Annotated in this window: 8 protein-coding genes, 1 pseudogene and 1 riboswitch; of the genes and pseudogenes, 7 read left to right on the top strand and 2 right to left on the bottom strand. The window is 61.9% G+C overall.

Annotation, left to right across the window (positions count from 1 at the left end; genetic code table 11):
• Nucleotides 1–59: 59 nt before the first annotated feature.
• Nucleotides 60–1,313, bottom strand: a complete 1,254-nt coding sequence (locus EKA13_RS06765) for a 2-aminoadipate transaminase (RefSeq protein WP_065758637.1) — start codon at nt 1,311–1,313, stop codon at nt 60–62.
• A 386-nt stretch (nt 1,314–1,699) separates the two neighbouring features.
• Here EKA13_RS06765 and EKA13_RS06760 point away from each other — a divergent pair, with 386 nt between their 5' ends.
• The 5 genes and pseudogenes from EKA13_RS06760 to EKA13_RS06740 all read left to right on the top strand — a co-directional run bounded on the left by EKA13_RS06760 (nt 1,700) and on the right by EKA13_RS06740 (nt 8,375).
• On the top strand, nt 1,700–3,100 hold the full coding sequence (locus tag EKA13_RS06760; RefSeq protein ID WP_065758636.1) for an amino acid permease: 1,401 nt from the start codon (nt 1,700–1,702) through the stop codon (nt 3,098–3,100).
• 30 nt (nt 3,101–3,130) lie between these two features.
• A riboswitch (cobalamin riboswitch) is annotated at nt 3,131–3,331 on the top strand.
• A 59-nt stretch (nt 3,332–3,390) separates the two neighbouring features.
• Nucleotides 3,391–5,582, top strand: a pseudogene (locus EKA13_RS06755) (TonB-dependent receptor).
• 20 nt (nt 5,583–5,602) lie between these two features.
• Nucleotides 5,603–6,388, top strand: coding sequence for an ABC transporter ATP-binding protein (locus tag EKA13_RS06750; protein WP_065758634.1), 786 nt, complete (start codon nt 5,603–5,605; stop codon nt 6,386–6,388).
• A complete protein-coding gene (locus EKA13_RS06745; protein ID WP_065758633.1) occupies nt 6,385–7,356 on the top strand; it encodes an ABC transporter substrate-binding protein in 972 nt (323 codons plus the stop codon). The genes EKA13_RS06750 and EKA13_RS06745 overlap by 4 nt, the downstream gene beginning before the upstream one ends.
• Nucleotides 7,356–8,375, top strand: a complete 1,020-nt coding sequence (locus EKA13_RS06740; protein ID WP_065758632.1) for a FecCD family ABC transporter permease — start codon at nt 7,356–7,358, stop codon at nt 8,373–8,375. Before EKA13_RS06745 ends, EKA13_RS06740 begins: the two co-directional genes overlap by 1 nt.
• A gap of 57 nt (nt 8,376–8,432) precedes the next feature.
• Here the strand turns inward: EKA13_RS06740 and EKA13_RS06735 are convergent, their stop codons facing one another.
• A complete protein-coding gene (locus EKA13_RS06735; RefSeq protein WP_065758631.1) occupies nt 8,433–9,335 on the bottom strand; it encodes a LysR substrate-binding domain-containing protein in 903 nt (300 codons plus the stop codon).
• A 108-nt stretch (nt 9,336–9,443) separates the two neighbouring features.
• Between EKA13_RS06735 and EKA13_RS06730 the strand changes: the two genes are divergently transcribed.
• Nucleotides 9,444–10,535: a tartrate dehydrogenase gene (locus EKA13_RS06730; RefSeq protein WP_065758630.1), complete on the top strand. Its 1,092-nt coding sequence runs from the start codon at nt 9,444–9,446 to the stop codon at nt 10,533–10,535.
• Between the two features lie 193 nt (nt 10,536–10,728).
• Complete coding sequence (locus EKA13_RS06725) at nt 10,729–12,330, top strand: BCCT family transporter (protein ID WP_065758629.1); 1,602 nt, start codon at nt 10,729–10,731, stop codon at nt 12,328–12,330.
• Nucleotides 12,331–12,442: the final 112 nt, after the last annotated feature.

The following is a 12,442-nucleotide window of genomic DNA, read 5'->3' as shown; positions in this document are numbered from 1 at the left end:
CAGGACGTCGTGCTACAGCGGCCCGAGGGCCGCTGCGAGCAGTAAGGCGGGAAATGATGTCAGGCGCTGAGTCCAGCCAGGCAGCGTTCGAGAATATCCAGGCCTTCCTCGAACACCTCGGGTTCGATGGTGAGCGGCGCCAGCAGGCGCACGATATGCCGGTATTTGCCACTCGGCATGATCAACAGCCCCGCCTCACGGGTGGTTTGCAGCAACGTGGCCAGCGCCTGAGGCGCTGGCGAGCCGTCCGCGTTTACCAACTCGATGCCGCGCATGGCGCCCGTGCCGGTCAAGCGCCCCAGGTAAGCGGACAAACCGGACGCTTTCCAGCGCTGATAACGCTCGACAATCGCCTTCTCTTGCCGCTCGCCCCAGGTGGCGAGGTTGCTGTCGCTCATTTGCTCCAGGCTGGCCAACGCCGCCGCACAGGCAATGGGGTTGCCTGAATAGGTACCGCCCAAAGCGCCGCGCTGCAGCGTGTCCATCAATTGCCGACGGCCCACCACCGCGCCCAGCGGAACCCCGCCAGCAATACTCTTGCCCAGCAGCAGCAGATCCGGCTCAATACCCAGGCGACCGAAGCCAAAACGCTGCCCGGTGCGACCGAAGCCAGACTGAATTTCATCGACAATCAGCAGAATCCCGCGCTCATCGCAGAACTGACGCAGGTGCCGGGCAAACGCTGGCTCCAGCGCCAGGAAACCACCCTCGCCCTGAATCGGCTCCAGGATAAAGCAGGCCACCTCGTTGACGTCGATTTCGACACTGAACAGGCGCTCCATGGCCTTCAGCGCCTGGTCGACACTGACGTCGTTGTCCGGGCTGGGGTATGGCAAGTGATAGACCGGCCCCGGCAACACACAAATGCCTTGTTTGTACGGGGCGACCTTGCCATTGAGGTTCAGGGTGGCCAGGGTGCGGCCATGAAAACCGCCGTCGAACGCCACCACTGCAGTGCGCCGGGTAACGCCCCGGGCAATTTTCAGGGCATTTTCGGCTGCTTCGGCACCACTGTTGGTGAGCATGCCACTGGCTGGGTAGCTCAGGCCGATGAACGCCACAAGCCGCTCCATCAACTGAAGGTAAGGCGTGTGCGGCACAGCGTTGAACGCCGAGTGGGTCAAGCGTGCCGCTTGCGCCTGAATCGCCGCTACCACCGCCGGGTTGCAATGGCCCAGGTTGAGCACGCCGATACCGCCGACAAAGTCGATGTAACGCTTGCCATCGACATCCCAGACCTCGGCATTGCGGCCATGATCGAGTTCGATCGGGTGAACTATTGCGATGGAATTGCTGATGGTTTGCGCAGGCATGACAAGCGCCGCTCCCGTGGCTTGAGGGTCGTGTATGGCGGCTATCTAAGCGAGTGACGGTGGCCTGGCACAAGCGAATAAAAATTCTACTGTCATTCCTAAAAGTATCGAATTTGTCGTCACCGACCACAAAGCACTTAGCAAGAAGGTTTTCCTTAAGACCTCGCACGGTCGTCCCAGGCACACCTTGAATTCCTCCAAGGAATGATGTTCTGAGTATTGCTCGTTTGTTGAAGCCCCGTTCGTCGACCAATACTGATCTGGATCAATTACCAGAACCAGGACGCAGTACCGACACGGAAGGTTTCCTTACTAACGATTGTTCAGCGCCGGCTCACCCCGAACGGACCTGTGAGCCAGGGGGCTGCTGAACCGAGGGTTGATGCATGAGTTCAAACAATAACAACCGCGGGCAACGCTCGCTCAAGCATGGCCTGACCACGCGCCAGGTCTCGATGATCTCCATCGCAGGCATTATCGGTGCGGGTCTATTCATCGGTTCCTCCAACGCTATCGCCACCGCGGGCCCGGCCATCCTGATCTCCTACGCACTGACCGGTTTGCTGGTGCTGTTGGTCATGCGCATGCTCGGCGAAATGGCCGTTGCAAACCCGAACAGCGGTTCGTTTTCCACCTACGCCGGCGAGGCCATCGGCCCTTGGGCCGGCTTCACCATCGGTTGGCTTTACTGGTGGTTCTGGGTGTTGATCATCCCGGTCGAAGCCATCGCTGGTGCCGACATCCTGCATGCCTGGTACCCTGCCATCCCGTCCTGGGCCTTCACTTTCCTGATCATGATTACCCTGTCGGCCACCAACCTGATCAGCGTGCGTAATTTCGGCACCTTCGAGTACTGGTTCGCCCTGATCAAGATCATCGCCATCCTGGCCTTCATCGGCGTGTGCAGCGCGGCCGTACTGGGCTACTGGCCGCTGGCTGAGGTCTCGGGGGTCGGCCAACTGCTGAGCAATGGCGGCTTCATGCCGAATGGCTTTGGTGCGGTACTGGGCGGCATTCTGGTGACCATCTTCTCGTTCTTCGGCGCCGAGATCGTAACCATCGCCGCCGACGAAACCGAGAACCCCAAAGAGAAGATCCGCCGCGCCACCAACCTGGTGATCTACCGCATTGCGATCTTCTACATTTTCTCGATTTTCTTCATCGTCTCGCTGGTTGCCTGGAACGACCCACGACTGCTGCAAGTCGGCTCGTTCCAGCGCGCACTGGAAGTGCTCAATGTGCCAGGCGCGAAACTGATCGTTGACCTGGTGGTGTTCGTCGCCGTGACCAGTTGCATGAACTCGGGCCTGTACACCGCATCGCGCATGCTTTACTCGCTGGGCGCACGCGGCGAAGCACCGACTGCAACCCGCTACATTTCGCGCAGCGGCGTGCCGACCGTGGCCGTGCTGATGTCCACCCTGGCAGGCTTCGTCGGCTGCCTGATCAACTACCTGTTGCCGGGCAAGGTCTTTGGCTTCCTGCTCTCGACCACCGGCGCCATCGCCCTGCTGGTGTACCTGGTGATCGCGGTGTCACAACTGCGCATGCGTAAGCAGCTGGAGCAGAAAGGCCAGACCCCGGTGTTTCGGATGTGGCTGTTCCCATGGCTGACCTGGTTCGTCATCGCCTTGATCTGCAGCGTGCTCGGCTACATGTTGTTCAGCGCTGCATATCGCTATGAAACCCTGATGACCGCAGCGGTCGCCGGCATCGTCCTGATGATCAGCCTGGTGCGCAAATCGAGCACGACAACACCTGCCACTGCTGCCGCGCAACGCGGCTAAGTGATTGACTGAGCTGGCGTTCGATGTTCAGATGCGCGCCAGTTTCAGGTGTCCTGCGCCGCCGTGCGCAGGGTGAAACGGGAAGCCGGTGCGTCTCTTTGACCAGTCCGGCGCTGCCCCCGCAACGGTAAGCGAGCGAGGCCTTCGACAGACCACTGTGCCACGGCATGGGAAGGTGAAGGCCCCATGACCCTCGCAAGCCCGGAGACCGGCCTGAAGCCTTGTTTGGCAACCCCGCGGTGGGCGGGCGCAGGCCGGTTGGCGGGCGCCTGCGTGCTCGTCATGCCTCTATGCGTTATTCCCCCGGGATTCATTCATTCCTGTTTCAGCCTGGAACGACATGTCCCGCAATTACCTGTTTCACACCCTTGTGTCCTCTGCTTGCCTCTCGCTTTCACTGCCGACACTGGCCACCGATGATGCCGAGCGCATCCTCGCCCTGCCCTCGACAGCCATCACGGGCGATCGTGATAGCGAACGCGAAGCCATCAATCTGGCAACGCCACTGCCGACCGGCTCCCGACTGAACCTCAGTGCGCTGGAGACGCCTGCCAGCACCAGCAGCCTCGCTGCCGAGGCCATCGACGGGCGCAACAACCGCAGTGTGCAGGACGCGGTCAGTCGCTCGCCGGGTATCACCTCTGTGGGCACCCCGGGCAACGGCAACACAGCCCTCTCTGCCCGAGGCTTCAGCGGTCACAGCTCGGTGATGACCCTGTTCGACGGCTCGCGCTTGTACACCGGTGCAGGCACCCAGAGCTTCCCGGTAGACCCGTGGATGGTCGAGCGCATCGACATCATTCGCGGCCCGGCCTCGGTGCTGTATGGCGAAGGGGCAACCGGGGCCGTGATCAATGTGATCCCGAAGAAGCCCTTCACCGGCGAGATCCGTAACCATCTGCGCCTGGGCTATGGCTCGTATGACCGCCAGCAATTGGGCCTGGACAGCGGTGGTTCGTTAAACGAGCGGCTGAGCTACCGGCTCACCCTCAACCGTGAGCAGAGCAACGGCTGGATTGATCGCGGCGACTCGGAAAACCTCGCCGGCAGTGCCGCGCTGCGTTGGGATGCCAGTGATGACCTGAGCTTCACCCTGGCCCATGAGCGTGGCGACAGTGAGCCGATGAACGACTTCGGTACTCCACTGATCGACGGCCACTACCGCGACAGCCTGCGCAAAAAGAACTACAACCTCCATGACGCGGTACAGCGTTACCACGATGAATGGACGCGACTGAACAGCGACTGGTCGATCAACGAGAGCCTGACGGCCAGCAACCAGCTCTATTACATCAAGAGCCGCCGGCACTGGCGCAATGCCGAGGACTACAGCTGGGACAACAGCCGCGACCAACTGCTGCGCCAGAGCTACCTGCACATCAAGCATGATCAGGAGCAAATCGGCGACCGCCAGAGCTTTTCCCTCGACCATACGTTGTTAGGCCTGACGAGCAAGACCGTGGTCGGTGCCGAATACAACCGGATTCGTTTCGACGTCGACAGCAACTCTCCCTACACCGACAACGGCGGCGACTACATCGACCCGTGGCAACCGGCCCCGGGTTACTTCAGCAGCCAGGACCCCACCCGCCCACAAACTCACAGCACCACCCAAACCTTTGCCCTGTTCGCGGAAAACCGCACGCAATTGTCAGAGCGCTGGTCGTTGGTCACCGGAATTCGCCGCGACCAGAACCATATCGACCGCGACAACCGGGTCGACGGCACGCGCAGCGACCGCAGCCTCGACGGCGGCAACTGGCGTGCCGGGCTGGTGTATGCAGTCACTGAGCAGCTGTCGCTGTACGGCCAGTACTCCACCAGTGAAGACGGGGTTGGCGACCTGATCAGCCTCAGCCCGGCTGCACAGCAGATGGACCTGACCGAGTCGAAGCAAACCGAGCTCGGCCTCAAGCAGCAGTTCTGGAACGGCCGTGGCGAGTGGACGCTGGCGGCTTATCAGATCGTGAAAAAGAAGCTGCCAGTGGTCACCGACAGCCACACGCGACTCACCCAGCAAGTCGGCCAGCAGTCTTCCGAAGGCCTGGAGGCGACCCTGGAGCTGGCCCTTGCGCAGCAGTGGCACGTCTCGGCAAACGCCTCGCTGGTGCGTGCCGCGTATGATGACTTCGACGAGGTGGTGGCCGGTAATATCGTGTCCCGCTCGGGCAACCGCCCGATCGGTGTACCACGGCGCACCGCCAACCTCTGGCTCAGCAAGGCCTTGCGCAACGACCTCGATGCTGGCCTGGGCTTGCGTTACGTTGATGCGCGCTATGCCGATACCGCCAACACCGCAACGGTACCGGGCTACACCGTGATCGATGGGAATCTCGGCTGGCAACTGCTGCCGGAGGTGCGTTTGGGCCTGCAACTGAATAACCTGCTCGACCGCCGCTATGCCGTCACGGCCCATAGCGCTGAGCAATGGCTGATGGGGGCGCCGCGCTCGTACTTCGCCACCCTCGATTACCGTTTCTAAGGCACAAGGAACCGCCGCTCATGACCGCATTGAATATCCACCAACTGCGCTGGACGCCGGCAGCACTCGAGCGTCGTCAGCACTGGTTGCTGCACGGTATCGACCTGCACGTGGCGGCCGGTGAGTTCGTCGGTCTGATCGGCCCCAATGGCAGTGGCAAGACCAGCCTGTTGCGCTGCGCCTACCGCTTCAACCTGCCCTTGGCCGGGCATGTCAGCCTGGACGGCACTAACCTCTGGCAGCAGCGCCCGCGCTGGAGCGCGCAACGCATCGCCGTCGTGCTGCAGGAGTTTCCCCAGGCGTTCGGCCTTACCGTGGCTGACGTCGTGGCCATGGGCCGCACGCCCCACCAGGGGATGTTTACCGGCGACAACCAGGCAGACCGCCAGCTGATCGCACAGACCCTCGACGCGGTTGGCCTGGGCAACCTTGATCAACACGATTTCGCCACCCTTTCCGGTGGCGAGAAACAGCGCGTGCTGCTGGCCCGTGCACTGGTGCAGCAACCGCAACTGTTGATACTCGACGAGCCGACCAACCACCTCGACCCACGCTACCAACTGGAACTGCTGGGCCACTTGCGCCGCCTGGGCTTGAGTACCCTGGCCAGTTTCCACGACCTGAACCTGGCTGCGGCATTCTGCGACCGCCTTTACGTCATCGACAACGGCTGCATTGTCGCCAGCGGCACACCGGCCGAGGTGTTGACGGCCGAACGCCTGCACCAGGTATTCGGTGTGCATGCACTGGTCGACACCCATCCACTGGCCGGCTACCCGCGCATTACCTGGATCACCGAACCATGAAACGAGCGCTTCCCTACCTCGCCTGGCTTGCGCTGCTGCCGGCCCTCTCGACCCAGGCCAGCCATTACCCGCTGAGTGTGCAGAGCTGCAACCGCCAGGTCACATTCAAGCAGGCGCCGCAGCACGTGGTCAGCCATGACATCAACCTGACCGGGATGTTACTGGCCCTCGGCCTGCGCGAACGCATGGTCGGCTACACCGGCGTCAGCGGCTGGAAAACCCTCGACCCGAGGCTCAGCACGGCCCTCGAGGGTGTGCCGGAACTCGCCAGCCACTACGCCAGCGAAGAGAACCTGCTGGACGCGGGTGCCGACTTCTTTTTCGCCGGTTGGGGCTATGGCATGCGGATTGGCGGCCCGCTCACCCCGGCCAGCCTTGAACCACTTGGGATCAAGGTCTATGAACTGAGCGAGTCCTGCTCGCGGATCATGCCGCAACGCGAGGCCAGCCTTGACGACCTGTACCGTGACCTGAGCAATCTCGGGCGAATCTTCTCGGTCGAAGCCCGCGCCGAGGCGTTGATCAACGAGCTGCGCCAACGTATCGCCCGGGTTCAGGCGCGGCTGACGGCAACGAACGAAACGCCGCGCGTATTCCTCTACGACAGCGGCGAAGACCGCCCCATGACCTCTGGGCGCCTGGGTATTCCGCAGGCGCTATTGACGACGGCAGGTGGCCACAACGTGATGGACGACATCGCCGCCAGCTGGACCCAGGTCAACTGGGAAAGTGTGGTCGAGCGAGACCCCGAGGTCATCCTGATCGTCGACTATGGCCCACGCACCTGGCAACAGAAGCGTGATTTCCTGCTGCAGCACCCGGCCCTGCAGGGCGTGAGTGCAATCCGCACGCAACGCTTTATCGTGCTGCCCTATGTGGCGGTGACGCCGTCCGTGGACAACGCCGAGGCCATCGAAACCATCGCCAACGCCCTGCATCCGCAGACCGTGGCGCGGGCAGGTCAGTGATGCCGATACGTAGCGTGGCGGCGTACCGCCTGTTGGTGCTTGGGTTACTGGGCGTGCTGCTGGTGTCGTGCCTGACGGCGCTGGCCTTTGGCTCGGCGAGCGTACCGTTGGCGTACGTCTGGGGGATTGTTGGCGAGCAGTTGGGGCTACGCGGTGGCGGTGAATGGACGCAGGGCCAGTCACGCATCGTCTGGCTGATTCGTGCACCACGGGTGGTGCTGGGCGCACTGGTTGGCGCCGGCCTGGCCCTGGTCGGCACCGCCCTGCAAGCCGTGACTCGCAACCCGCTGGCCGACCCGCACCTGCTGGGGGTCAGCTCCGGTGCGGCGCTGGGCGCAGTACTGGTGGTGCTGTTCCTCGGCGATTTTGCCGGGGTGTTCAGCCTGCCGCTGGCCGCCTTCATCGGCGCCCTGGGCAGCATGGCCCTGGTGCTGGCGGTAGCCAATCAACAAGGCCGCTTGAGCAGCGAACGGTTGTTGCTGGCCGGGGTGGCGGTGTCGTTCGTGCTGATGGCACTGGTCAACCTGCTGCTGTACACCGGCGACCAACACGCCAGCAATTCGGTGATGTTCTGGATGCTCGGCGGGCTTGGCCTGGCACGTTGGGAGATGCTCTGGCTGCCGGCACTGTGCTTGCTGCTCGGCCTGCTCGCCTTGCTGGCCCTGGCCCGTGGCTTGAATGCATTGATGAGCGGAGAACACACGGCCGTGAGCCTGGGGTTCAATGTCCAGGCGGTACGCGTGCAGGTGTTCGTCTGCACGGCATTGCTGACCGGGGTGCTGGTGGCGTTGTCCGGGGCGATTGGTTTTGTCGGGTTGATGCTGCCGCACCTGGCCCGGCGCCTGGTGGGCGCCGAACACCGGCGACTGCTGCCGGTCAGCGCCTTGCTCGGCGGTTTGTTTCTGGTCTGGGTGGACGTTGCCGCCCGCACCCTGATCGCCCCGCAAGACTTGCCCATCGGCATCGCCACGGCAGCGATTGGCGGGGTATTCTTCATCGCCCTGCTACGGCGCCGATAGGTAAGCCAGCTTTGCTGGCGATCCAGAAGCCGCGCACAGGGCGTGAGAACACAATGACTACCCAGGCAAAGTGTAGCGTTCGGCAAAGTACTGACGGAAAAACTCCACCGCAACGCGAACCTTCGCCGAACTGGCCAGCGGCGAAGCGTACACCGCCCAGATGTCCGCCGGCTGGTGGTACTCACTGAGCACCTGCACCAACCGCCCTGCCGCCAGGCTGTCGTGCAGGTCCCACCAGGAGCGCAGCAGGATCCCGCGACCATCCAGGCACCACTGATGGGCCACTTCGCCATGGTTGGTCGACAATGTGCCAGTCACCCGCACGCTCTCCTCGCCCTGCAGGCCTTCCAATTGCCAGATCCCGAACGGGTGGTCACGTTCCTTGATCACCAGGCAGTCATGGCTGGCCAGTTCCGCCAGGGTTCGCGGCGTGCCACAACGTTCGAGGTAGTCTGGGGAGGCACAGAGCACACGGCGGTTCTTCGCCAGCGGCTTGGCGATCAGGTTCGGGGCGATGGTGTTGCCCACGCGGATATCCAGGTCGACCCCTTCGTCGATCAAGTCAACCAGGCGGTCATGCACGTCCAGCCGGATATCCAGCTTCGGGTAACGTTCGGCCAGCTCCGACAAGGCCGGGGCAACGAAACGTCTGCCCAGCCCCAGGCTGCTGGCAATGCGCAGTTGCCCTACCGGCTCGCGGTGCTGGGCACTGATGTCGTCACCCATGCGCTGCACCGCATCAAAGATATGCAGCGCCCAGCGGTAGACACGCTCGCCCTCTTCACTCACCGACACACGCCGGGTGGTGCGGTGCAGCAACCGCACGCCCAGGTTGTCTTCAAGCACGCGAATGCGCTTGCTGATGAACGCGGCAGACATTCCAAGCTCATCGGCAACTGCCGCAAAGCTGGCACGTTTGGCGACCTGAACAAAAATGGTCAGGTCTTCAAGGCTGGGCATATTGTTCACGATACGTGCACTAAGAATCCATGATTGACGAGATTATCTCTAAGCGAAGCCCTTATAGCATGGTCCGCACCTGTTCCCTAGACAACGAGTGTGCCCCCCATGAGCAAGACATTCCGGATCGCCGCAATCCCTGGCGATGGCATCGGCAACGAAGTTCTCCCAGAAGGTATCCGCGTGGTCGAAGCGGCTGCGCGCAAGCACGGCCTGAACCTTGAGTTCGAATTCTTTGAGTGGGCCAGCTGCGACTACTACCTGGCGCACGGCAAGATGATGCCGGACGACTGGTTCGAGCAGCTCAAAGGTTTCGATGCGCTGTACTTCGGCGCAGTCGGCTGGCCGGACAAAGTACCGGACCATATTTCCCTGTGGGGTTCGCTGCTCAAGTTCCGTCGCGACTTCGACCAGTACGTGAACATTCGCCCGGTTCGCCTGTTCCCTGGCGTGCCGTGCCCACTGGCCGGACGCAAACCTGGCGATATCGACTTCGTGGTAATCCGCGAAAACACCGAAGGCGAATACTCGTCGCTGGGCGGGCGGATGTTTGAAGGCACCGAGAATGAGTTCGTCCTGCAGGAGTCGGTGTTCACCCGCCGTGGTGTCGACCGCATCCTCAAATACGCCTTCGACCTAGCCCAGACCCGCGAACGCAAGCACCTGACTTCAGCGACCAAATCCAATGGCATGGCGGTCAGCATGCCGTACTGGGATGAGCGTACCGCCGCCATGGCGGCGCACTACCCTGACGTCAGTTGGGACAAGCAGCACATCGACATCCTCTGCGCACGTTTCGTGCTGCAGCCAGAGCGCTTCGACGTGGTCGTGGCCTCCAACCTGTTCGGCGACATTCTCTCCGACCTGGGCCCGGCCTGCGCCGGCACCATTGGCATCGCGCCGTCGGCCAACCTCAACCCGGAACGCAAATTCCCGTCGCTGTTCGAGCCGGTACACGGTTCGGCGCCGGACATCTTCGGGCAGAACATCGCCAACCCGATTGCCATGATCTGGTCCGGTGCACTGATGCTTGAATTCCTTGGCAACGACGGTGCCGACCCACGCTACCGCGCCGCCCACGACGACATCCTCAAGGCCATTGAACAGGTCATCGCCGACGGTGACACCACCCGCGACATGGGCGGCAACGCGTCCACCCAGCAGGTCGGCAAGGCGATCGCCGAACTGATCGGGGCCTGATCCCCCAAGGCCGGTTGTCAGGATTGTCCGACAACCGGCCTTCGCGTGCTTGCAGTCCTCGACGATTCTATGCAAACTGTTAACCGAAAGATTCACGTTAACTTTTGGTTAACGAAAAGGAGATAGAGGTACCGCAGTACCCCGGACTTGCTCCGGGCCAAGCACTACGTACGCCAACGTCCAGGAGACGATGATGTCCCACAAAAATAAAAAGATTGATGTGTTTCTGATTACCGTGAGCCTGATTGCCGTGCTGCTCACTGTCATCGGGTTAGCCTTGTTCCCCACCCAGGCCGAAACCACGGCCAACCTGTTGTTCGAGTTTTCCACCCGCACCTTCGGTACCAGCGTGCAGTTGCTGGTGTTCATCAGCTCCCTGGCGGTGCTGTACCTGGCCTTCAGCAAGTACGGCAACATCCGCTTCGGCAGTGGTAAACCGGAATACTCCACGACCACGTGGGTATTCATGTTCATCTGCGCCGGCATGGGCTCCTCGACCCTTTACTGGGGCGTCATGGAATGGGCCTACTACTACCAGACGCCGGGCCTGAACATTGTTCCGCAGTCGCGCCAGGCACTGGAATACAGTGTCAGTTACTCGTTCTTCCACTGGGGCATCAGCGCCTGGTCGATCTACGCGCTGGCATCCCTGGCCATGGCCTACCACTTCCATGTCCGCAAGAAGAGCGGCCTGAACCTGGCCTCGATCGTTGAAGCGGTAACCGGCTTCAAGGCCACCGGCCCGGTCGGTCGCACCGTGGACCTGATCTTCCTGCTGACCATGATGGGCGCACTGACGGTATCCCTGGCCCTGACCGCCTCGACCCTGACCCGAGGCCTGGCTGACCTGGCCGGCACGCCCAACACCTTTACCGTGCAACTGCTGGTGATCGGTGCCGTGGCGGTGCTGTTCTCGCTCAGTTCCTACATCGGCATCGATGGCGGCCTGCAGCGTCTGAGCAAGATGGTCTGTATCGGCGCGCTGGTGTTTGCCGGTGTGGTACTGCTGGTCGGCCCAACGCAGTTCACCATCAACAACACGGCCAACGCCGTCGGCATCATGATCCAGAACTACGTGCACATGAGCCTGTTCACCGACCCTGCCGGTGACGGTGCATTTACCCGTAACTGGACGGTGTTCTACTGGCTGTGGTGGGTGTCCTACGCACCGGGCGTGGCCATGTTCGTGACCCGCGTTTCCCGTGGTCGGCAGATCAAGGAAGTGGTCTTCGCCCTGCTGCTGGGTGGCAGCTTCGGGTGCTGGTTCTTCTTCGGCGCACTGGAAAGCTACAGCATGCACCAGTTCATCACGGGTGCCATCGACGTACCGAAAATCCTGACGGAACAAGGTGGCGAAAGCGCCGTGAGTGCGCTGCTGACCGCCCTGCCGCTGGGCAAGATGTTCCTCGCCGTGTACCTGTTCATCATGGCCGTGTTCTGCGCCTCGCACATGGACGCCGCTGCCTATGCGGTCGCCGCCACCAGCACCCCGAACCTGCGCGAAGGTGAAGACCCAACGCCAACCCACCGCCTGTTCTGGTGCCTGGTGTTGACTCTGGTACCACTGGCCATGCTGTTCGCCAAGGCTTCGCTGTCGACCATGAAAACCGCTGTCGTGCTCACAGCGATCCCTTTCATGCTGATCCTGCTGGTGAAGATCTACGGCTTCTTCAAATGGATGCTTCAGGACTACAGCCATGTGCCGGCATACCGCATCGAAGAAGAAGCCGCGCGGCTGGCAGGTGAATCCCCTGAAGAAAAAGCCCCGGCCCCTGCGGTTGTCACAACGCCGTAACCACGGCGACGGTCTGCTCGCCCTCAAGGACCGAGGCGGCAGGCTATTTTTTTGCCCAGCTTGTTAACCAATAGATACTCGTTAACCAACAAGTAAAAAGTACGACGCTAAC

Origin of the sequence: Pseudomonas defluvii (assembly GCF_001695625.1) — a bacterium.
GTDB classification, from domain to species: domain Bacteria; phylum Pseudomonadota; class Gammaproteobacteria; order Pseudomonadales; family Pseudomonadaceae; genus Aquipseudomonas; species Aquipseudomonas defluvii.
This window is presented reverse-complemented; position numbering and strand designations above follow the sequence as displayed.